General features: G+C 42.8%; 19 protein-coding genes and 1 riboswitch. Of the genes, 10 read left to right on the forward strand and 9 right to left on the reverse strand.

The features are described 5' to 3' along the window. Positions 1 to 20 precede the first annotated feature (20 nt). Both C4H11_RS09990 and C4H11_RS09995 read right to left on the reverse strand, forming a co-directional pair. Positions 21 to 389 (reverse strand): YraN family protein, encoded by a 369-nt coding sequence (locus C4H11_RS09990; RefSeq protein ID WP_106041671.1) that lies wholly within the window; start codon positions 387 to 389, stop codon positions 21 to 23. Then, a complete protein-coding gene (locus C4H11_RS09995; RefSeq protein ID WP_106041673.1) occupies positions 389 to 2,149 on the reverse strand; it encodes a S41 family peptidase in 1,761 nt (586 codons plus the stop codon). The genes C4H11_RS09990 and C4H11_RS09995 overlap by 1 nt, the downstream gene beginning before the upstream one ends. A 255-nt stretch (positions 2,150 to 2,404) precedes the next feature. Here C4H11_RS09995 and C4H11_RS10000 point away from each other — a divergent pair, with 255 nt between their 5' ends. The 10 genes from C4H11_RS10000 (at position 2,405) to C4H11_RS10045 (ending at position 14,588) form a co-directional block, all read left to right on the forward strand. Beyond that, positions 2,405 to 2,638, forward strand: coding sequence for a hypothetical protein (locus tag C4H11_RS10000; RefSeq protein ID WP_106041675.1), 234 nt, complete (start codon positions 2,405 to 2,407; stop codon positions 2,636 to 2,638). A 215-nt stretch (positions 2,639 to 2,853) separates the two neighbouring features. After that, positions 2,854 to 3,270 carry a nucleoside deaminase gene (locus C4H11_RS10005; protein ID WP_106041677.1) on the forward strand — a complete coding sequence of 139 codons (417 nt, stop codon included), beginning with the start codon at positions 2,854 to 2,856 and terminating at the stop codon, positions 3,268 to 3,270. Positions 3,271 to 3,352: 82 nt separating this feature from the next. Continuing rightward, positions 3,353 to 3,542, forward strand: a riboswitch (cobalamin riboswitch). A 105-nt stretch (positions 3,543 to 3,647) separates the two neighbouring features. Next, positions 3,648 to 5,627 carry a TonB-dependent receptor plug domain-containing protein gene (locus C4H11_RS10010; RefSeq protein WP_106041679.1) on the forward strand — a complete coding sequence of 660 codons (1,980 nt, stop codon included), beginning with the start codon at positions 3,648 to 3,650 and terminating at the stop codon, positions 5,625 to 5,627. A gap of 13 nt (positions 5,628 to 5,640) precedes the next feature. Further along, positions 5,641 to 6,804, forward strand: coding sequence for a YncE family protein (locus tag C4H11_RS10015; protein ID WP_106041681.1), 1,164 nt, complete (start codon positions 5,641 to 5,643; stop codon positions 6,802 to 6,804). A gap of 37 nt (positions 6,805 to 6,841) precedes the next feature. Continuing rightward, on the forward strand, positions 6,842 to 7,966 hold the full coding sequence (locus tag C4H11_RS10020) for a PKD-like domain-containing protein (protein ID WP_129588298.1): 1,125 nt from the start codon (positions 6,842 to 6,844) through the stop codon (positions 7,964 to 7,966). Positions 7,967 to 8,007: 41 nt separating this feature from the next. Next, positions 8,008 to 9,120, forward strand: coding sequence for a PKD-like domain-containing protein (locus C4H11_RS10025; protein ID WP_129588299.1), 1,113 nt, complete (start codon positions 8,008 to 8,010; stop codon positions 9,118 to 9,120). 42 nt (positions 9,121 to 9,162) lie between these two features. Continuing rightward, positions 9,163 to 10,251, forward strand: a complete 1,089-nt coding sequence (locus C4H11_RS10030) for a DUF4465 domain-containing protein (RefSeq protein ID WP_164996529.1) — start codon at positions 9,163 to 9,165, stop codon at positions 10,249 to 10,251. A 19-nt stretch (positions 10,252 to 10,270) separates the two neighbouring features. Beyond that, positions 10,271 to 11,554 carry a cell surface protein gene (locus C4H11_RS10035; protein WP_106043330.1) on the forward strand — a complete coding sequence of 428 codons (1,284 nt, stop codon included), beginning with the start codon at positions 10,271 to 10,273 and terminating at the stop codon, positions 11,552 to 11,554. A 312-nt stretch (positions 11,555 to 11,866) separates the two neighbouring features. Beyond that, positions 11,867 to 13,030 (forward strand): AraC family transcriptional regulator, encoded by a 1,164-nt coding sequence (locus C4H11_RS10040; protein ID WP_106041689.1) that lies wholly within the window; start codon positions 11,867 to 11,869, stop codon positions 13,028 to 13,030. Between the two features lie 142 nt (positions 13,031 to 13,172). Beyond that, positions 13,173 to 14,588 carry an MFS transporter gene (locus C4H11_RS10045; RefSeq protein ID WP_106041691.1) on the forward strand — a complete coding sequence of 472 codons (1,416 nt, stop codon included), beginning with the start codon at positions 13,173 to 13,175 and terminating at the stop codon, positions 14,586 to 14,588. On the opposite strand, the gene C4H11_RS14190 is transcribed toward C4H11_RS10045, so the two are convergent. The 7 genes from C4H11_RS14190 to C4H11_RS10075 all read right to left on the reverse strand — a co-directional run bounded on the left by C4H11_RS14190 (position 14,585) and on the right by C4H11_RS10075 (position 21,447). After that, the gene (locus C4H11_RS14190) at positions 14,585 to 14,761 is read right to left on the reverse strand and encodes a hypothetical protein (protein WP_164996530.1); all 177 of its coding nucleotides are present in this window, start codon (positions 14,759 to 14,761) and stop codon (positions 14,585 to 14,587) included. The genes C4H11_RS10045 and C4H11_RS14190 overlap by 4 nt on opposite strands. A 147-nt stretch (positions 14,762 to 14,908) precedes the next feature. Next, the gene (locus tag C4H11_RS10050; protein ID WP_106041693.1) at positions 14,909 to 16,072 is read right to left on the reverse strand and encodes an acyltransferase family protein; all 1,164 of its coding nucleotides are present in this window, start codon (positions 16,070 to 16,072) and stop codon (positions 14,909 to 14,911) included. A gap of 27 nt (positions 16,073 to 16,099) precedes the next feature. Beyond that, entirely contained in the window at positions 16,100 to 17,638 is a 1,539-nt protein-coding gene (locus C4H11_RS10055) for a DUF4838 domain-containing protein (protein WP_106043332.1), read from the reverse strand. A gap of 107 nt (positions 17,639 to 17,745) precedes the next feature. Next, positions 17,746 to 18,513: a glucosamine-6-phosphate deaminase gene (locus C4H11_RS10060; protein WP_106041695.1), complete on the reverse strand. Its 768-nt coding sequence runs from the start codon at positions 18,511 to 18,513 to the stop codon at positions 17,746 to 17,748. A gap of 7 nt (positions 18,514 to 18,520) precedes the next feature. Continuing rightward, positions 18,521 to 19,702, reverse strand: a complete 1,182-nt coding sequence (nagA, locus tag C4H11_RS10065; RefSeq protein WP_106043334.1) for an N-acetylglucosamine-6-phosphate deacetylase — start codon at positions 19,700 to 19,702, stop codon at positions 18,521 to 18,523. A 124-nt stretch (positions 19,703 to 19,826) separates the two neighbouring features. Further along, positions 19,827 to 20,351 (reverse strand): hypothetical protein, encoded by a 525-nt coding sequence (locus C4H11_RS10070; protein WP_106041697.1) that lies wholly within the window; start codon positions 20,349 to 20,351, stop codon positions 19,827 to 19,829. Positions 20,352 to 20,379: 28 nt separating this feature from the next. Continuing rightward, a complete protein-coding gene (locus C4H11_RS10075; RefSeq protein WP_106041699.1) occupies positions 20,380 to 21,447 on the reverse strand; it encodes a glycosyl hydrolase family 18 protein in 1,068 nt (355 codons plus the stop codon). Positions 21,448 to 21,672: the final 225 nt, after the last annotated feature.

The following is a 21,672-nucleotide window of genomic DNA, read 5'->3' on the forward strand; positions in this document are numbered from 1 at the left end:
CTTCGTGTCTCATTCTCTTTCTATCCGAACATCGGCGGATAGAAAGCATCCTTGATGTGCTCTATCCTGAATGCTCCGGGTTGGCCAACGGCCGTAATGATGTCGAAGCGAACGGCGGCATCTATGCCGAAGTGTTTGATATAGGCGTCGGCGGCTATGACAATGCGACGCTTCTTCTGCCAGTTCACGGCATCCTGCGGCTCGATATAGTCCGTATTTCTGCGGGTCTTCACCTCTACGATGATCAGCTCATCGTCTTTGGCGGCAACAATGTCCAGTTCCAGATGATTCTTCCGCCAGTTGCGATGAAGGATGCCGTAGCCGTGTTCCTTTAGATATTCGGCTACGGCATCCTCTCCGGCTGTGCCAAGCTGATTGTGCCCGGCCATCAGTCTTCCTCGTATCTTTTCAGCATGCCGTTATAGCCCGGGCGGTATATGGCGGGAGCTTTGATTTTCTGAACTTTCAGAGTCTTGCCTGTGCCGCGTGTGGTGCTACCCGTCATCACAATCTTTCCGGTAATCAATTCGATGGCCTTGGCATACAGAGGCTCATCGTCTGTGCCGTAATCCGGATATACTTTGATTGGAACCACCTCGTCCATGTTCCAGTCAGGCTTGAAGCCATTCCCGTAGTCTCCGAATCCTTTGGCGTTGTAGCTTTGGAATGTGATGGGCACTACTTCATAGACGTGTCCTTCAACAGCAAAGTTTTCCACTTCCATACCTACATTTTTGCCTGTGGTGGTTTTGCCTATCAATATCACTTCCAAATCGATTCCTCGCAGGCTGTTGATTACCAATTCACTCGATGAAGCTGTACCTCCTCCCACGAGGCAGTATACTTTGTTCAGCCTGAGGCCGCCCTCTGTCAGCTTTTCATCCAGATTGGAATAGAGGTCGGGGTATGCGAACTTCCATTCCTCGCGTTTGTTGCCGCGTTTTTTCATTCTTTCTTCATTGTAGCGAAAGCTCGAAAAAACTTTTCTTTCAGCGGCTTCGGCGGCGATACAGCTTGCTATCAGGTTGGCGGACATGATGTCTCCACCTCCGTTGTAGCGTAAGTCCAGAATCAGATCGGTGACGTTTTGAGCCTTGAACTTCTTGAAAGCGTCGAACAGTTCTTGGTCGAAAGACGCTTCGAACTCCGAATAGACTAAATAGCCTATCTTGTGCCCGTCTATCTCTGCCACTTTGCTTGTGATTACGGGGTTCAGGTATATGGCGTCCGAAGTCAGACTGATGTTTTTGATTTCTTTCAACTTTCCTTTTATAATCTCCATTTCCGTTAAGGTGAGAGATGAAATGGCATCCGGCATCTGCAATGCGTAATATTTACCTATCCAATTGCTTTCGTTTAGCCTTTCATTGTTTACCTTGCCGATTATGGAGCCTCGCTTCAGGTCTGCGGCCGTAGCGGGTGAGTCGGGATATACACCTTGTATGACGAAGCAAACAGAGTCTTTGCCTATACCGAAAGGAGTGATGCCCGTGATGCCGAAGCTATAGCTGAGTTCTTTTTCCACCAGCTTGGCACGGGTCTTGGTGACGGGGTTTTTCTTTCGAATATAAGAGAAGAGCCTGTAGTAGGTGTTCCCATCATCTCCTTTGTATGGCTTCTTATCCAAGGTGTTGGTTTTCATGGACTTCAGAGACTCATAGAAGAAGTCTTCATAATTCTTCGTATAGTCAAGGGTCAATGTCTTGTATTCATCGTTCCACAGATAGTTTGCTTTTAGATACTCGGCCACCTTGATATTGACCTTCATGTCTTCTGTGGCGGGGGCTTCACCGATGTTTTGCTTTACATCAAAGTTTATGGTGGAATATCCGTCCACTTTGATGCTGATGGTCGAAGTACGCACCTCGGAGGTGCCGGTGGTTGTTGAAAGCTTCAACGTGCTTGGCCCTTTTTCGCCCGACGGAGTAAGTATGGTGCACCAATCAGAGTTCGTGGTAGCCGTCCATTTGGCCGCAGCATTGAATGTGACGGACAATATTTCGCCCGGAGTAATTTCTACCGCCTTTCCTTCTTGCCAGCTTTGGCCGGTTATGCCGGGCTGAATGGCGTCGTCATCATCGTGGCACGAACCAAGACCTATTGTTGTCAATGTGAACAGGATGAAAATAAAATAATGTTTCAGTTTCATTTTTCTAAGTTTTTTAATGGCTCCCAAAAATACATATTTAATCGTTAAGTAGAAATGATTCTAAGAAAAACTTATGATTTGGCGAGCGGTTGATTTCAATTTGCTGTCAAAATACCGGCCGGCAGAAACACTATAGCCTTTCTCTTGTCCCGACGCCTTATTTGTTCGATAAACATTCCTGTAGGTTGTCCGGGGCGTAAAAAACATGCCGGTTCGTTTTGTTTTTGCGGAAGTAAAAGTAATTTTGCAAAAGAAATGAGAAAGAGAGACAAAGCGTGTGTGAAAGCAACGCCCGAAGAACCGAAACGCGAGCAGCGCATGGTCTGCCTGATGAGCGAAGAAGAACAGCGGATTGTGGACCGTTATCTGGAAAAGTATAAGATAACGAACAAGTCGCGTTGGCTGCGCGAGACTATCCTCATGTTCATCCATAAAAACATGGAAGAGGATTATCCGACCTTGTTCGGCGAACATGATATGAGGAGGTGAAGGAACCTTTGCCGTATCAAAACCCTGTCGGAGCCGTACCTGCTCCGTATCTATAGGAGCGGAGGTTATGCGGAGGTTATACGGAGTTGATACGGAGTTGATACGGAGGATATACGGAGGTTATACGGAGCTGATACGGAGGATATGCGGAGCAAGAATGAATGAGGACAAACCGATAGAATAAATCAGATATTTTCGTGGACGATACATTTTATATGAAGCAGGCGCTTCTTGAAGCGCAAAAGGCCGGTGAGCGGGGAGAGGTTCCCGTGGGGGCTGTAGTGGTATGCAAGGATCGCATCGTGGCCCGTGCACATAACTTGACGGAAACATTGACCGACGTCACGGCTCATGCCGAGATGCAGGCCATCACTGCCGCTGCCGCGACTCTTGGAGGGAAATACCTGAACGAATGTACGCTTTATGTCACGGTGGAACCTTGTGTGATGTGTGCCGGCGCCATCGCTTGGGCGCAAGTGGGACGCTTGGTGTTTGGCGCCGAAGACGCGAAGCGGGGATATCTGCATTATGCGCCGCAAGCATTGCATCCCAAAACGGCAGTGCTGAAAGGAATACTTGCAGAAGAGTGTGCCGGATTGATGAAAGAGTTCTTTATTGCGAAGCGTCGCTGACTTATGATTTTTTCTTAAAAAAACTTTGCTGTTTTTAAGAAAAAATCATACCTTTATACCGCATTTGGTTCATCGCGTTTGTTGGATTTTGTCCTGCTTGGGACTTTCAATTTCACACAACCGGATGATTAAAAGGGAATCGGGCGTAAATCCCGAACTGTCCTGCAGCTGTAAGTCGCGTTTCCGGGCAAGCACAATGTCACTGAGATTCTTGGGAAGACGTTTGCCACCGGGCGACAAGTCAGAAGACCTGCCTTTGCGTTGTCATTCAAAGCACCCTCGGGATGGGCTAAGATTGAAAAATGTCAAGAAGAATATTCATACGTAGCAAGCGCCTGCTATCGGCGCTTGCATTGTGTACACTCGCAGAGTGTGCCATGGCACAGCGTGTCGGGGGGACGGACAGACCGAGCCGCCTCGACAGTATCCAACATCTATCGGAAGTAGTCATCACCGCCCGGCAGACCGGGCATGCCGTTATCCCCGTACAACAACTCTCGGGCAAGGAGCTTCAACGACTGAGCGTTCACAGCGTGGCCGACGCCATGCGTTACTTCGCAGGTGTACAAATCAAGGACTATGGCGGTATCGGCGGACTGAAAACCGTCAACGTGCGTTCTTTAGGCACCAACCATACGGGAGTTTTCTATGATGGCGTACAACTGGGCAATGCGCAGAACGGTCAGATAGATTTAGGCCGCTTTTCACTCGATAATATGGAGGCTCTGCAACTCTACAACGGGCAAAAGTCCACCATTCTGCAACCCGCCAGAGATTTCGCATCGGCATCGGCCGTCTATCTGCAGACACGCAAGCCCGAATTTGCCGGGAAAGACAAGAAAGATAACCTCAATATTGCACTCAAAGCCGGGTCGTTTGACACCTATAACCCTTCTGTCCTGTGGGAACATAAGCTTTCCGACAACCTCAGCTCCCAGCTCAGCACCGAGTATATGACTACTTCGGGACGCTACCGTTTCCGCTATGCCAAAAAGAACGGATACGATACCACCGAGGTACGCCATAACGGCGATGTGCGTGCTTTTCGTATGGAGACAGCTTTGTTCGGCCGGATTCCCCGCGGCGAGTGGCGTGCCAAGGTTTATTTCTACAACAGCGAACGCGGCTTCCCCGGTGCCGCCGTGCGCGAAGAACCCGGCAAGTTCCGCCATCAAGACCGTCAATGGGACACCTCGGTGTTCGGACAAGGTTCGCTGCGCCGCCAATTCACCGACCGTTATACACTGCTTGCAAATGTCAAAGCGGCTTACGATTACCTGCACTATCTCAGCGACCCGCGGCTGGATGTGACCACGATGTACACCGACAACCATTATCGCCAGACCGAAGCCTACTTCTCGGCCTCGCACCTCTATGATGTATGCGAATGGTGGTCGGTCTCCCTCTCCAACGACATACAGTACAACCATCTTAATGCAGACCTCGTGAACTTTGTCTATCCTACACGGTGGACGTTTCTATCCGCCCTGTCTGCAAGTCTGCATTGGGACAGGCTCTCCGCACAATTCTCGCTGCTCCATACTTATGCCGCCGACCATACCCGCAAGAGCGGCGGGGCGGCCGGCGATAAAAGCAAGCTGACTCCCACCGTGGCATTCAGCTACAAGCCATTCGTCACCTCGACCGACCAACTTGCACTTCGCGCTTTCTACAAACGCATATTCCGCATGCCCACGTTCAACGACCTCTATTATACCTTCATCGGCAACAAGGAATTGAAGCCCGAATACACCACGCAGTACGACGTCGGGCTTACATACGGCAAGTCCCGGCCCGGCCGCATCCTCAAAAGGATAGAGTTGCAAGCCGACGGCTACTACAACGAAGTGGAGGATAAAATCGTGGCTATGCCCACCAGCAACCAGTTCCGCTGGACAATGATGAACTTCGGCTTGTGCCATATTTGGGGACTTGATGCCTCGGTAAAGGCAGACTGGCGCTTGGGAAAGGCCGATGTGTCTTCTCACGTCACATACACTTACAACAAGGCGATGGACCATACGGACAAGAAAAGCCGCTTCTACGGCGGACAATTGCCCTACGTCCCGTGGCATGCCTTTTCGGCCATCATCACCGCCGCCTATCGCCAATGGACGGCCAATTACAGCTTCATCTACACCGGCGAGCGCTACGAGGCGAGCGCCAACATTCCGGAGAATTACACCAAGCCGTGGTATACCAGCGACCTGTCGCTGTCGTGCAGTTTCCCTTTCCGCAGGTGGGTGTTACGAGTTACGGCCGAAGTCAATAATATCTTCAATCAGCAATACGAAGTGGTGCAGTGCTATCCCATGCCGGGTACTAACTTCAAGATAAAACTGAACGTCATCATATAAAAAAGGAGGAAATATGGAGAAACTCTTAAGGTATTTTCTGTTTTGCTTTGCACTCAGCCTGTCAGTATCTGCCTGCCGCAGCGACGACGAGAACATCATCCCTCATCAGGAGGAGCAGGTGGAGCCCTCGCCGGAGGATCTAAGCACCGACATTAAAGGGTTCTTCCTGCTCAACGAGGGGAACATGGGATCGAACAAGTGCACCCTCGACTACTACGACGCCTTGACGGGCAAGTACATCCGCAATATTTATGCGCAAGCCAATCCGGGTGTGGTGCAAGAGTTGGGCGACGTGGGCAACGACATACAGATTTACGACGGCAAGATATGGGCGGTCATCAACTGCTCTCACTTCGTGGAGGTGATGAACCAGACCGATGCGCGGCACATCACTCAAATCTCCATTCCCAACTGCCGCTACATCACCTTTTCCGGCCGTTATGCTTATGTCAGTTCTTACGCCGGCCCCGTGCAGTTAGACCCCAATGCCCGCTTGGGATACGTGGCCAAGATAGACATCGACCGCCTGGCTGTTGTAGATACTTGCAACGTGGGGTATCAACCCGATGAACTGGTGGTTTACGACGGCCGGCTCTACGTGGCCAACTCGGGCGGTTACCGCTTCCCCAACTACGACCGCACCGTGTCTGTCATCGACTTGCAGACTTTCCGCGTCGTCAACACCATCGATGTGGCCATCAACCTTCATCGGTTAGAGGTAGACCGGCAGGGCTACATCTGGGTTTCATCGCGAGGCGACTACTATGGTGTACATTCCAAGACCTACGTCATCGACCCGCGTACCGATACCGTTTGCGATGCTCTCGACGTGGCGAACACCGAAATGACCCTGTCGGGCGACTCCCTCTATATCTACGGAACGGAATGGAGCTACGTCACCAATTCGTGGACTTTCAGCTATGCCATTATCGATACCCGAAGCCGGGATATCGTCACCCGTCGCTTTATCACGGACAATACGGAACGAAGAATCAAGATGCCCTACGGCATAGCTGTCAACCCCGATACGCACGAGTTCTATATCACCGATGCCGGCAATTACGTATCTCCGGGAGACCTTTATTGCTTTACTCCCGACGGGTGTAAGAAATGGAGTGTCCGCACGGGCGACATACCTGCACACTTCGCCTTTACAAAGAAGAAACTTCATTATTAATCACAATTATATTACTCATTTAAACATTTTAGCACGTATGAAGAAGTTAATGAATTTAGGCTGTGCAATGTGCATTATTGCTTTCGCATTCACAGCGTGTAGCAAGGATGATCCGGAGCCTTTAAGCATCGGTTTGGCGGCACAGTATGAAACGCTCAACTGCAAGGTGCTGGATATTAAGCCGACCATTGCCAACGGCACGGCCGCCAAGTACAAATGGAGCTGTGGAGACTCTATCTACAGCACGGATGACGTCTTTACCTTTATCACAGCGGAAGTGGGAAAGAAAGACTTCGTGCTCACCGTGACCGATGCCGAAGAGAAGGTTTACACCGCCAATTTCGCCATTAATGTGACGGACGGAGGATATAAGAATATACAGACCTCCGTTATAGAATATGACCCGGCACCGTATGAGTTTATCAATACTTACGTGATTAAGAACAGGAACAAAGCTGCAGTAATAAAGGAGTTGAACGATATGCTGAAAGCCGGTAAGATGTTTAAGGAGATCGATATGGAAAGGGCATCCCGCAGAGGGCTTCCGATAGGGAGCATGGGCGGTTCTGCCGTACTGGGCTTCGACCACACGATTGTCAATGTGCCTGGCGAGGACGATTTCAAGATGGAAGCATTGCCGGATACCGGTCTGTCAGGTGTGGTATATGTGGCTTACGATAAGAATAAAAATAGCCTGCCCGATGAGGATGAGTGGTATGAGCTGAAAGGCGACAACTATGGTAAAGAAAAGGTGGAAAACCCGAATGCCTTCGTCACCTATTCATCCGTGGTTTATGATCAGGACTGGAACGAGTTTGAGATCCATTATAAGGATGATTTGGAAAAACAGCCCTTAATGGTAGGGGAGGCTTGTTTTCCCGGTTACGACGATCAGGGTAATTTCATGAAAGATTCCGGATGGAGAGAACTTCCATTCACGATTAATTATAAAAGAGTTTTTGCCAATGAGGATAGAAAAGGGTATGTGTGCAATTTTAAGAACGCATTCAATATAGAAAACGCGGTGGATCAAAAGGGAAATAGCGTGAATCTGCCGGGTATCGACTTTATCAAGATTGTTGCCGGAGGCTTTGTTTTTAATGAAGGTACTCTTCCCGGTATAGCTGTTAGGGATATATATGACTGTCATTTAACCAAATGACTTTTTGTTTAACCAATGTTTTACTTTAAACTTTTTTTATCATGAGAATAAAATTGTTTGTATTGAGTGTAATGGCTTTGGCCTTTGCAGGTTGCAGCAAGGATGATCCGGAGCCTCTGACTATCGGTTTGCAGGCACAGTATGAAACGCCCAACTGCAAGGTGCTGGATATTAAGCCGACGATTGCCAACGGCACGGCCGCCAAGTACAAATGGAGCTGTGGAGACTCTATCTACAGCACGGATGAAGTCTTTACCTTTATCACAGCGGAAGTGGGAAAGAAAGACTTCGTGCTCACCGTGACCGATGCCGAAGAGAAGGTTTACACCGCCAATTTCGCCATTAATGTGACGGACGGTGGATATAAGAATATACAGACATCCGTTATAGAATACGACCCGGCACCATATAGGCATATCAATACTTATGTGATTAAGAACAGAGATAAGGCCACGGTGATGAAGGAACTGAACGATATGCTGAAAGCCGGTAAGAAGTTGGAAGAAATCAATATCCACAACGGCTACCGCAGAGGTCTTCCGATAGGCTATATGGGCGGTTCTGCCGTATTGGGGTTCGACCATACGGTTGTCAATGTACCGGGTAAAAACGATTTCAAAATAGGAGCATCACCGGATACCGATATAACAGGCGTGGTGTATGTAGCTTACGACAAAAACAAAAACGGGATGCCCGATGAAGATGAGTGGTATGAACTGAAAGGGGATAGTTATGGTCAAGAAAAATATGAGTATCCGAATTCATACACCAAATATTCTGCCCCTTATGATTTTAGTGAGTATGGATATATGAAACTCGATATTGAAGACAGTTTTGGAATAAGCGGTACTACTCGCATTTTACGAGGTTTCCCCGGATATGATGATCAGGGTAAGTATATGGAAGGTTCAGGGTGGAGAAAACCACCATTCACCCTTTATTACAAGGCAGTAGATGTCAATGATGACCATTTGGGGTATATATGTGATGCTATTAATTTCTTTAATATAGAAAACGCAATAGACAAAAATGGGAAGAGCGTGATTTTGCCGGGTATCGACTTTGTCAAAGTTGTTGCCGGAGGTTATCATATCAAAGCTTCTATTATCGGTCTAACTTTAAGGGATATTTATGATTGTCATTTAACCAAATGACTTTTTGTATAACCAATGTTTCACTTTAAACTTTTTTTAATTATGAGAACAAAATTGTTTGCATTGAGTGTAATGGTATTAGCCTTTGCAGGTTGCCAAAACACAGAGTGGGAAAACGATTCAGCAATCGTTAACCAAAGTACAAAAGAAGTAAAGGCCTTGATAAACAGGCCTGTGGTAATGGAAGCCCCTGTCAAGGGTGCCGATTCGTATGCGTGGTTCCGGAACGGAAAGTTGGTTTCTACGGATTCCGAATACACTTTCCAAGAAGAGAAGTCCGGAATGTACGATGTGGTGTTGGAAACCTCTAAGCGTGGCGTGCAGAGCAGGGTTACTTATACAGTGACCAACTCTATCAGCCTTAGTTCGGAACTGAATCAGTTCGTGCTGAATTCCGACAACGGCATTCAGCCTCCCGGGCAGACGGGCTACTATTGGAATCAGACTTATACCAATACGAAGTTCCACGAGACTCCTCATTTTACTTTCTCGCACACGGGTACTAATTCCGGTTATGGATATTGGGACGGGTTCACCGTTTCCAATGTGTACGACAGTTCTAATTTCGGCACCTATACGACGGATACCATCCATTCGGGTTCCGTCAATTGGATTGCCCATCAGTGGGGGTGCATGGACAGGGATAACAGCAATACCAACTTTATGTTGGGCTATTGGGGATATTACGGTAAGGATATTCAGAGTTTCCCTATCGACCCAGAAAACATTCCTTATCCTACCGCTTTCACTGAAACCGGCTTCTCGAATTGGATCAAGTTAGGAGACGGTAATACCAACTATACTGTGACGTCTATCAGCTACACTAATAGCCCCTGGGCTTACTACGGCTGCAAGGAGGGCGACGGATTCGCCACGCCGTTCAACAGTCCTTCCGACTATCTCCGTTTGTTGGTTTTCCCCGTTTATGCGTCGGGCAACATCGGAAGTCCTGTGGTTATTGAGCTTGCTTGGTTTACTAATGTATTTAAAGGTATAAATGAATGGACAACAGAAGAATTAGGTTTCAGTAATGTCAGATACCTGCTCTTCCAGATGCGTTCGTCCGATTCGGGGCAGTACGGCATGAATACCGCAGCGTATTTCTGTCTGAACAATATTGTGATGCAATAGAATGTTAGGCATAAAAAATATGCTGAATAGAGGTTATAAACAGACTAAGTTCCTAATGCCGCTTGTTGCGGCATTAGGCTTGTCCGTCTTTTCTTCGTGCAGCCCGGACGAGGATATGAGCCCGATTGTCATAGAGAAGTCGGAGTCGGCGAAATTCTATGCAAAGAGTGAATTCACGACAAAAGAAGCGGTGGACGGCAAACGCGTGTGGAGAGTGGAGAGCGCGCCCGAGGCGGCCAACTATATCTTGCAGGATACGACGGAAAGCACGGTGTGCTTCATCCCCATCACCGCAGGAGACTATAAGCTGTCTTTGAATGCGATGAAAGACGGACGGGAGTATAAGGAACTGTACACCGTAAGTGTGGAGGCTCCTGAAAAAGAACCGTCGCCTTACATCGCAAAGATTTTCGACATTCTCCCCGCTCCGGGGCAGTTCACCAACCAACTGCCGTTGTATCGGCCCGATGGCGAGGAATGGGCGAGATGGACCGACTACATGAAATGGACGGAGCGCAGCTTGGTGGGAAAGGCGAAGGGCGAGCTTATCAGCTTGGGCGGATTCGGCGGCTACATCATCTTCGGATTCGACCATACCATCTTGAATGTGGCCGGGTTGCGCGATTTCCGTGTGGATGGCAACGCCTTCTTCGCCGCCGCCAACCCTAACCCAAACGCACCGAAGAAAGGTGGCAGTTGCGAACCCGGCATCATCGAGGTGGCCTATGACAAGAACAAGAACGGCAAACCCGATGACGAGTGGTACGAGATTGCGGGCAGCGAATACAATAACCCCAAGGCCATCCGCAACTACGAAATCACTTATTACCGTCCCGAAACGGAAGAAAAAGACGCTGACTACGACCCTGAAAAGACGTTTATCACCATCAAGAAGTACATCCGCTGGGAAGACAATCAGGGCCATAGCGGCTATTTGGAAAAGAACACGTGGCACAACCAGTCCTACTATCCCGGCTGGGTGAAAGAGGACAAGCTGACCTTCCGCGGCACGCGCCTGCCCGATAACGCCGTGGAAGAGAGCGGCGAGGGAAAGTATTGGGTGCAGTATTGCTTCGACTATGGATATGTGGACAACCTGCCCAACGGCATGGCCGACAATGCTGTGGACATCGACTGGGCGGTGGACAAGGACGGCAAGAAGGTGCATCTGCCGGGCATCGACTTCGTGCGCGTTTATTGCGCCATGCGGCAAGAGTGCGGATGGCTGGGCGAGACTTCCACCGAGATACAGGGAGCCACCGACCTTCATCTGAGCGGCAAACGGATTGCCACCCGCCCCTGAGCAAACTGCAACTTTTGAGAGTTTGTTTGCATGTTGTTCGGTATTGTAGAAGAGACCGGGCAAGTCAACTGTTTGCCAGCTCCGAACCAGTTCGAAGTCGGCAAACAGTTTAGAAACCACCTTAAAATGTGCATGACATACAGTATATTAATGGCTCTGCATTCTTGATTTCTCTTGGGTGCGAGAGAGAAGAAAAATGAAAAATTACGCAATATTTCTTTTCCAATTTTCTCCAAAACAGACGCAACATCTGATATATTTACATTATTTTTGTCTCAAATAACGTAAGCCTTCAAAAAATATCCAATAGCTGTGATAAAAATACTTTTATTGATAGATTATTCCAGTGAGTTTAGTAGAAAATTGCTAAGAGGACTAGTGCAGTATTCACAAGACCATGGTCCGTGGATTTTTTATCGTCTTCCATCCTACTATAAAGTCCTTCATGGTAAACAAGGTGTAATAGAATGGGTAAAGGAGAAAAAACCGGACGCTATAATAGCGCAATGGGACCACGAAGGAAGTAATTTGCTAAAAGATTTGGATATTCCTATCATTCTTCAAAATTTTAAAAGTCGCAGTGACTATTTTTCAAATCTTACCGGAGATTATATCGGTACAGGTAGAATGGCAGCAAAGTTCTTTATTGAAAGAAAATTTAGAAATTTTGCATTTTATGGTAATAAGGGCGTAGTTTGGTCAAGAGAAAGAGCTGAGGGATTTACGCAAGAAGTGATAAAGGCAGGAGGTAACTATTTTTATTTTGAATCTGAGAGGTTGAATGAAAATGAGTGGAACAACAATCATATTAAGCTTGATGAGTGGTTAACCTCACTACCTAAGCCGGTTGCCCTTTTTGCTTGTGATGATAGATTTGCCCTTGAAGTTTCAGAGATTTGCAAAATAAACAATATTAATATCCCTGATGAAATTTCCCTATTGGGCGTGGATAATGATGAACTAATTTGCAACCTATCCGATCCTCCTATTTCCTCCATTATGCTGCAAGTGGAAAAAGGAGGGTATGATGCAGGGAACTTAATTCACCGACAAATTAGAGAAAAAAAGAATACTCCTTTTAATATCATCATTAATCCCGTGAAGATTATAGAAAGAAAATCCACGGATAAATACAATATTGAGAATAAGTATATTTTAGCCGTGTTACGTTATATTGAGGAAAATTATAATGCAGACCTGTCTATAGATAGTTTAATAAAAATAGTTCCACTTTCTAGAAGAAATCTCGAAGTGAAATTCAAAAATGAACTTGGTTGTTCCATTTATCAGTTTATTTTAAAATTTAGAATCGAGCATTTTGAAAAGCTCTTAATCAATACAGAACGCTCACTGTTTGACATTGCATTGGAGTGCGGGTTTACCGACAGCAAAAATATTTCACGTGTGTTTAAGAAAATGAAAGGTCTCTCACCAACAGAATACAAAAAGCGATATTTGAAAAAACAGGTGAAGTAAAAGCTTTATATATTTGCGCTTTTTGAAGACAAAATTGCGTTATTGACGCAATAAATCGTCGTTATAAAAAGTATTTTTGTATATGTAAACCTAAAAGGAGGTAGGTCTTAATCATCTGTGTTTCTCTTTAAAAATAGAAAGAATGAGCCAAATAAGCATATCACCCACTGACAAACGAACCACTATAAAGTCCATGATAATATTAGCGTTACTGTTTTTTATTTTTGGCTTGGTTTCTTGGGTCAATACTATTTTAGTACCTTATTTTCAGTTTACACTTCAACTTTCAAATCTGCAATCCTCGTTTGTCACATTTGCTTTTTACATAGCTTACTTGGTGGTGGCTATACCCTCTTCGTATGTATTGAATAAAATAGGATATAAAAAGGGGATGATGTATGGGCTATGGTGTATGTCTATTGGTGCACTTCTTTTTGTTCCGGCAGCTTATTGGCGTACGTATCAGTTGTTTCTTTTAGGACTTTTTTCATTGGGGGTGGGATTAGCTATTTTACAGTCGGCTACTAATCCATACGTAACGATTGTGGGTCCTATCGAAAGTGCTGCCAAGCGTATGAGTATTGTGGGTACAGGCAATAAATTAGCCGGAGTAATTGCTAATTTTATCTTTGCCAGTGTAGTCATTCGTGAATCGGACAAGGTATTGATGCAAGAGATAGAATCGGGTGTGTACACAGGAGCAGCACTTGATGCTACTTTAGATGATTTGATAAGAGGTGTGATAATACCTTACCTAATATTGGCTGTAGCACTTTTTGTATTTGGTATAATTATTCGTTATTCTGTGCTCCCTGAAATTGACCCTTCTGTAGTTAATAAACATTCCATAGAAGAAGAGAGTGATAAAAAATCTATTCTATTATATCCGGCTCTTATGTTGGGCATTATAGCGATGTTTTTACATATCGGCACACAAATGATTGCTCTTGCTACCTGTATTCAATATGCAGGAACGATGGGGGAAAGACTTACTGGTTTAGCTAAAAATATTCCATCTTATACTATGCTGCTAACCTTTCTTGGATACTTTATAGGTATACTGCTCATACCCAAATATTTGAAGCAACGACAAGCCTTATTGATTTGTAGTTCTATGAATTTGGTACTTTCGATACTAATTATTACCACATCAGGGACTGTGCATTTATTTGGTATGCAGACTGATATATCACTTTGGTTTTTGGTAATGATGGGGCTTCCGAACGCCTTACTGTATGCCGGAATTTGGCCACTTGCCATTAGTGGATTAGGCAAGTATACCAACTTAGGTTCAGCGTTTTTAGTGATGGCACTATGCGGCAGTGCATTTATGCCTATGATTTATCAATGGCTTGTAGAAATGAATGCGAACTATACATCTCATTTTTTAGCAATGAAAAAAGCCTATTGGATTCTTATTCCTGCATTTACTTACATTCTATGGTATGCAGCTTACGGGTTTAAAAAAAGAAGTTGGAAAAGAAGTTTGGCAGAGAATATGTTGTTATTCGCAGTAATTATGGGATTATCGCCACTAAATTATCTTAGTTATTTTTAGGAGTATTCGGTAAAAGCCTTAATTTTTATCAAACCAAGGAGTGATGTCGCAGAAGGTTGAAGCTCACTCTTTGTTTTTTCTTTCCCTGCCTTTTTTGATGCTAATTTTGTCCCATTTGGGCATAAGCATCCGGAAAATGTTAAGAAAACCTCTTTTAATAGCTCGTTTTTCATTGGGATATCCTTATATCAATATCCTTTTTAGTTATAGTGAGAAAGGATCTATTATGTTCGTTTCCGTAAATAGAACAGCTCATCACTGTGTCACTTATAAATTGACTTCTTCAGAAAGATAATCCATCATTTCACATTCTCCCCAATTTACAATTTAATATAAATCTTACGCTTATATAATCTGTAACCTAAGCTCCAAATAAGCAAAGTAAATAAGATGGCATACATCAATGAACCGCCATAATTCCCAAATACTGGTTGTAAGAGATTGGCATAAATGTATCTTACTACATTGATGCTTTTATCTCCAACATAGAATCGAATACCGCCCAAAATAGTAGCCAACGTCATGCTCATCAGGTACATCAACAACGGATTTACGCCGAATGTTTCAAAGAAGACTGTCCATTTTCTATACCCTTTAATATCAATAATCCATATTAGTAAAGCTGTCAGACTGGTTCCAAATCCGCAAGATACAATGGTAAAGGACGATGACCATACTTTCTTACATATTGGAGATGCGTAACTAATTAAAAAACCTGCGAATGTAAGTATAACACCCATGATGAATAGTCTTTGTACTTTATCACAGAGCTCTTTAGCCTCAAACATCTTTCTACCAGCAACAAAGCCTATTAACACATGCGCAACGGATGACAAAATGCTAATGATACTTTCGGGTTCTATCCCATTGTCGTTGTACATGTGATTAATGCCCATGATTTTTCGGTCTATGATGGATGTGATATTTGTTTCGTTATGCGTAAACCCATTTCCAAAAAATAAAATCAATGCGTAAGTAAGCAAAAGGGATATTATTAAATAAGGGATGTGCTTGTGTTTTACGGTTAACACAAATAGAGCTGTTATTCCGTAGTTGACAGCCAGGTATGGTATTACTCCTGAAATACGTATGTGTTCAAAGTTAGTAATTGATTGAAAAAAATGGGTTAAAAAAGATAGATTTTGATCGTATAAGCTATGCCATGTTTTAAATGACAGCGTAATCCAGTTAAGCCCAAAACCGACTAAATATAGAAGTAGTGTACGTTTGATAACTTTTTTAGCAACCTCACCACTCCATTTGAAATCATATTTCTTTAATGAAATGAAGATAGAAATCCCCATGATAAACATGAAAAAAGGAAAAACCAAATCTGTAGGTGTAAGTCCAATCCATTCGGCATGCCTTAACGGAACATAGATATAGGACCATGATCCGGGATCGTTGACCAAAATCATTCCTGCAATAGTAACACCTCTGAAGACGTCTAAGGCTAAGATACGTCGAGATGCGGGAGTGTTCATACCGATTTTAGTTTTAGTGTGTGTCACTTACTTTTGCGCAGTCATACGGTTGACTACATCATAGAGATTCATCATTTTTTTATTTCTCAACACATTCATTTCTTTCAACTCTTCATCATAAAGGTAACCTGCATTCAATTTCAAAAAGCGTTGGTTTAATTTTTCAGCATATACTATCAAGTAATACAATTCCTTTTTGATATCAGCTGCTTGACTTCTGTTAAACGATGTTGATTGAAATTTGGCTTCAACTTCTTTGAACCTGAGGTATTGCACTCTCATATCCGTCATGAGCTGTAGGTGCTGAAATTCTTTTATGTTTCGTATCGGCTTTAATGCATTGATGGTTTTACTCGCTTCAATAAATTTCGCTTTCTCAGTTGATAGTTGTTCAGATTGTATTTCTCTCACGGGAGGTTGAGACATATATAATATATCCATTATTACTTTACTTTGTGCGGCAGTAAACCCAAATCTTTCTTGTGCATATTTTATAATGAAAGCTCCGTAATCCAGTGGCTCTTGGGTTTGCAGTGAAGCAGCAAAAGCGGCTACAAGAATCCTAAATCCGGATAGCGGATATACATAACGAATGGGATACATATCTACAACTTCCCAATTCGTATCGTAAAGAAATCCATAAGTGCCGGATGTAGACCAAGAGGTATTGATTATGCCTTTATAGTTTGCTTTACGCATATACGGGATAAAGGTTTTTAAGTTTTCGAAATGTTTTTGCCACTCGGTCAAATAGATATTATCGGGGTAAGAACGCAAAGCCGGTGACCCCCAGAAAGTAAAGCCTTTATTGAGGATTGTATCTACATTACCAAATCGGTTGATATCCCAACCATAGTTCCAGTTAACAATGATTACATCTTTATTAAGCTTGGTAGCCGCCTCGGGATGGTGCAACAAAATATCTGCCCATATTATAGGTTTTTTACCCATTTCTTTTACCAATTGACACATTTCATTTACGTAGTCAACAAACAACTTTGATTTATTGCCGTCTTGTTTTACTTTAGCTGCACATTTTTTACAACTACCCAGAAGATAGGTCTCATCGCAACCGATGTGAAAATATTCAGAGGGATGTAATTCTGCTATTTCAGCAAATATCTCTTTGAAAATAACTTTACTTTTTTCTATTTCGGAAGGACATACTTGCGACACTTCTTTTGCATCTTCTCTTATTTCTTTGTAACGCTCGTGCCGGAGTATGTATTCAGAATGCCCAAAACAGTTTTGTAGAGGAATTACTTTGATACCTATACTTTCGCAATAGCTTACAAATGATTTTATCTCATCTTTGGAGTAGGCATATTTATTGCTTAATGTAGCGTGTTTAGTATAAGGATACGTACCTTCCCATTCCATGAGCAACGCATTGATGCCCATTCCGGAAAGGTCTTTGGCAAAAGTCTTGAGGGCAGGCATTGTCATTACTTCGCATCTCAAATCAATATGAAATCCTTTTATCTTAAAATCTTCTTTCAGCGCTCCATTGGAAAACTGAGCCAATAGCAAAAAAATGAAAGATAAAATGCCTAATCTTGTTTTCATTTGTATGTTTGTTATTTTAAAAATTGAGTAAAACAATACCCAATACATTGTTATTTCGGAGAAACTTTTTATGAAAAATAATCGAAAGATGTTTTAATAGTGCTCAATTAATGAATTAATTGGGCGCTTTCTTTATCGCAATAAAGCGTTGCTGATTCGTGTGTTCTAATAATAGAAGCCGGACAATCTTCTGTAATATCGCCTAACACCGCATTTTTAAGAGCATTAGCCTTGAGACTAGTAGGTACAATGCAGAACAACCTTTTTGCTGACATTAAAGCCGGAATAGTAAGTGTAATGGCATGTGTAGGCACATCATCTAAAGACTTAAAGCATCCATCGTTGACTTGCTGTATCCTACATACTTGGTCGAGGTCTACAATTTTGACCAAATATTTATCGTTAAAGAATGCAACATGCGGGTCATTAAATGCAATATGCCCATTTTCCCCTATTCCCAAAAAAGCAACATCAATAGGATGTTTTTCTAATAATGCTGTATAGTATGCACAGGCTTTATCTGCACCATGTTCCATACACTCTCTCAAATAATAGACTTTATTAAATGGTACTTTACCGAAAATAGCTTCTTTTAGAAAGTTGCCGAATTCCTGTGGCGCATCTTTGTGCAGTCCAATGTATTCATCCATGTGAAATGCATTAATGCGTGACCAATCAATTTGTTTCTCTTCTGCTAAGTATTTTAAGAAATCGTTTTGAGAGGGTGCGGCAGCAAATACAATGTTTAAAAATTGTTTGTGATTCAATTCTTTTACAATATATGCTGTCGCTTCTTTCGCAGCAGCTTTTCCCATTTGGTCACGTGTGTCATACACGTTTACTAATAAATTGTTGTATTTCTTTTGAAAAATCATTTTATAATTATTTTGTTGTAACTATTCTACCTTTTATTATTGTCATTTTCACATCCACGTCTTTGTCAAAAATTAAAATATCGGCATCATATCCTTTTTCAAGTTTTCCTTTGTAGTGCTGGATATTCATTAACTTTGCCGGTGTTACGGTCATCATGTACACACATTCTTCAATTGGTAGTTCTGCTAATTGATGTACGGTTCTTATCAACCTATCGGCAGTAGCCACGCTTCCTGCAAAAGATGATTTATCAAGAAGTTTTGCCACACCGTCTTCCACAATTATTTCTTGTCCATCGGATAAACTACCGAGAATACTTTTGCCTTCTCCCATACCTGCAGCACGCATGGCATCTGTAACCAATATGATCTTATCTGTTCCTTTAATTTTAAAAATTAGTTTTAATAAACTTTGAGGTACATGGATACCATCGGCTATAATTTCGAGGTATAAATCGTCAAGATAATATCCGCACTCTACCACACCTGCATAGCGATAAGCTTTTCTTCTTGTAATGGTACTCATACAAGAATAAAAATGTGTGATACTGGAAAAACCGCTATTACATGCTCTTACAGCTTCTTCAAATGTCGCATTAGTGTGCGCCATTGACACCTGTATGCCTCTATTATCCAACTCTTTGGCAAATACGTAAGCACCAGGGAGTTCAGGAGCCAAACTCCAACGTGCAATATCTTGCGATTTACTGAGGATTTCTAGATATTCTTTAGGCTCTGGGTTGCGTAGGTAGCGAGGGTCTTGTGCTCCGCGCTGTTCGTAAGCAAAGTAAGGACCTTCAATGTGCAATCCACCCAAGGTTGCTCCGTTAGTGATTGCTTTTTGAGCATCTTTGAATACCTCGAAAGTATCGTACAGCGATTCATTGGTGCTGGTAAGCGTGGTAGGATACATTAAAGTTGTGCCGTGCTTAGCATGCATTTCTGCGGCTTTGATGTAGGCTTGCTGGTTGCCGTCCATAAAGTCCGCATCTCCACCACCGTGAAGGTGTATGTCTATAAATCCGGGAGAAATGTAGTTACCCTCAGCATTGATCACTTCTGCTTCAGAGACTTCTATATCTCCTTTTCCTACCTCTATTATTTGTTCCTTTTCCAACAAAACATATCCTAAAAAAGATTTTTTGTCAGCGGTAATAACGACCCCGTTTTTAATTAATTTTTTACTCATCATATCTGTTGTTTTTTTACCGTTATCACTTATCACTCCTGAATTACATTATTACTTTACCATTTTGTTGTAGTAGGTTTGATTTTTGTCTCACTTAATTTATAATTGTAAATAGGCACTTTACCTATAGTCCCTTTAATATATGAGTTTTTTGTGAACGTAGCACTCTCTTTGGAGCAGATGTGTTAGCTGGAATGATATTGTATCCGCTTAAGGCGCCTTGCCTCCTTAAAGTTCTATTTTTATAACTTTTTTTTATTCCTTTATCCATCCAATGTACATATCCGTTCTCAAATACAGGAAAATCATGTGCGGCGGTTCTTATCCAAGTTTCGATGGTGAGTATATCAGTGCTGATAACCTCAAGTTCCTTATTATCCGAAATTTCAAAGTAAGCATCTGTACCGTTAAATATACTTCTAATCTCACTATTAGGCAATTTCACTTCACCTCTTCCATCACCGTAATACTTGCCTGAGAGTGGCGTAACTGATGGTGTGGGTGCGGATATCTGTGCATCAGGAATATCCTTTTTTGTGTAACCAATAAGTAATACACTATCTATAATTGGCACAAACAGCAATTTCTTGGTACGTATAGTATGTATATACCAACGAGGAGAAAGTTCCTTTGGAGTTAAAAAAAACATTTGTTTGAATGTTGCTTAATGTTAGTGTTTATTTGTTATTAAAAATAGATTTATAAAGCGATACAAAATCACCCCTATTACCGCATGTAGTTGCCTCATCCCAATTTATACTCCAAGTAGATATCTTAGTTATCTCCGGATAACCATTTCTATTTTGTAATTGATAAAAAGCCGGCGGTGCTTGTCCACTTATGAGATATTTTATTGCACGTTTTACTTGATCATTTTGGAGAAAACCATTACCTTCCTTAGAGGAGTAGTCACAAGCTTTGAGTAGAATAGAAATCTTATTTGAAGGAATTCCCTTAAATTTTCCTCCCGGTCCTATAAATCCTTTAATTAGCATTTCTGTCATTGACACTAAGAAGTCCGGTGTACCGGCTGTATATATATTACCATCTAACGCTTTTCGTGGAAGTGAATTATAGAGTTGAACATGAAGTAAATCTATATCATCCCTAAGGGCTTCGATAATAGGGAGGTAGCTCCCTTTATACCCTCCATAGTGAGTATATCCGCATAGAGTATTTTCGACCATGGGAGCCATTGAGAGCAGTAATTTCCTACCTCGCTTACTTTTGTAGTTATTCAATATATCTCTAATACCTGCTATTAAATATAAAAGAGGCTTGTCTTTTGGTTTTCTAATGCTGGTGTTTTCAGTGACTTTTAAAGATTCCCCCTTTTCAATGTCAATATCAATTCCATCAAAATTATACTCTTCTATTATAGTAGATATTGATGCCGAAAACTTATCTTTATCTTCGGGAGACATCAGACTAATAAAAGCATTGCCCCCCCCAATGCTTAAAAATATTTTCTTATTTGCGTTTTGAAGTCTTTTGATTTGTAGTTTTATAGTTTCCTCATTTTCCACAAGAGGCTTGAATGCCATAGTCATATCAGTAACAGAGGCTGGGATAGCGAAAGAAACCATGATTACGTTGTAGGCAGGGTTTATACTATCAAGAGATACATAAGGTGCTATTTTGCTATCCCAGTTTTGCCAGTATCCAATTAATACATTAGTAGGGAATTGAGCAAAAGAACTTATTGCTGGCGAAAGGAAAAAGAGATTAATGACTATTCGTTTCATATATTTATTATTCCTTATTTTGATTTACCGACTTACTCAAACATAGTTCACATAGGTTTTCTATTTTGCTGACCAGTATAATTCACCAACCTTTTGTAATATAGGAAAAATGTTTAATCTATACCATGGGGATATATACGGTTCCTCTTTATACTATTCATGAAATTATAAACATATCCTTCTTATAAAGATTCTATAGGATAATTATTTTTGTAGTTCCAGCAC

The sequence above is a fragment of the Bacteroides zoogleoformans genome, assembly GCF_002998435.1.
GTDB classification, from domain to species: Bacteria; Bacteroidota; Bacteroidia; order Bacteroidales; family Bacteroidaceae; genus Bacteroides; species Bacteroides zoogleoformans.

What these genes read in the sequence shown, in the direction of transcription:
- C4H11_RS09990 (WP_106041671.1), bottom strand. Translation starts at nt 389, where the DNA reads ATGGCCGGGCACAATCAGCTTGGCACAGCCGGAGAGGATGCCGTAGCC.
- C4H11_RS09995 (WP_106041673.1), bottom strand. Translation starts at nt 2,149, where the DNA reads ATGAAACTGAAACATTATTTTATTTTCATCCTGTTCACATTGACAACA.
- C4H11_RS10000 (WP_106041675.1), top strand. Translation starts at nt 2,405, where the DNA reads ATGAGAAAGAGAGACAAAGCGTGTGTGAAAGCAACGCCCGAAGAACCG.
- C4H11_RS10005 (WP_106041677.1), top strand. Translation starts at nt 2,854, where the DNA reads ATGAAGCAGGCGCTTCTTGAAGCGCAAAAGGCCGGTGAGCGGGGAGAG.
- C4H11_RS10010 (WP_106041679.1), top strand. Translation starts at nt 3,648, where the DNA reads ATGGCACAGCGTGTCGGGGGGACGGACAGACCGAGCCGCCTCGACAGT.
- C4H11_RS10015 (WP_106041681.1), top strand. Translation starts at nt 5,641, where the DNA reads ATGGAGAAACTCTTAAGGTATTTTCTGTTTTGCTTTGCACTCAGCCTG.
- C4H11_RS10020 (WP_129588298.1), top strand. Translation starts at nt 6,842, where the DNA reads ATGAAGAAGTTAATGAATTTAGGCTGTGCAATGTGCATTATTGCTTTC.
- C4H11_RS10025 (WP_129588299.1), top strand. Translation starts at nt 8,008, where the DNA reads ATGAGAATAAAATTGTTTGTATTGAGTGTAATGGCTTTGGCCTTTGCA.
- C4H11_RS10030 (WP_164996529.1), top strand. Translation starts at nt 9,163, where the DNA reads ATGAGAACAAAATTGTTTGCATTGAGTGTAATGGTATTAGCCTTTGCA.
- C4H11_RS10035 (WP_106043330.1), top strand. Translation starts at nt 10,271, where the DNA reads ATGCTGAATAGAGGTTATAAACAGACTAAGTTCCTAATGCCGCTTGTT.
- C4H11_RS10045 (WP_106041691.1), top strand. Translation starts at nt 13,173, where the DNA reads ATGAGCCAAATAAGCATATCACCCACTGACAAACGAACCACTATAAAG.
- C4H11_RS14190 (WP_164996530.1), bottom strand. Translation starts at nt 14,761, where the DNA reads ATGAAAAACGAGCTATTAAAAGAGGTTTTCTTAACATTTTCCGGATGC.
- C4H11_RS10050 (WP_106041693.1), bottom strand. Translation starts at nt 16,072, where the DNA reads ATGAACACTCCCGCATCTCGACGTATCTTAGCCTTAGACGTCTTCAGA.
- C4H11_RS10055 (WP_106043332.1), bottom strand. Translation starts at nt 17,638, where the DNA reads ATGAAAACAAGATTAGGCATTTTATCTTTCATTTTTTTGCTATTGGCT.
- C4H11_RS10060 (WP_106041695.1), bottom strand. Translation starts at nt 18,513, where the DNA reads ATGATTTTTCAAAAGAAATACAACAATTTATTAGTAAACGTGTATGAC.
- nagA (WP_106043334.1), bottom strand. Translation starts at nt 19,702, where the DNA reads ATGAGTAAAAAATTAATTAAAAACGGGGTCGTTATTACCGCTGACAAA.
- C4H11_RS10070 (WP_106041697.1), bottom strand. Translation starts at nt 20,351, where the DNA reads ATGTTTTTTTTAACTCCAAAGGAACTTTCTCCTCGTTGGTATATACAT.
- C4H11_RS10075 (WP_106041699.1), bottom strand. Translation starts at nt 21,447, where the DNA reads ATGAAACGAATAGTCATTAATCTCTTTTTCCTTTCGCCAGCAATAAGT.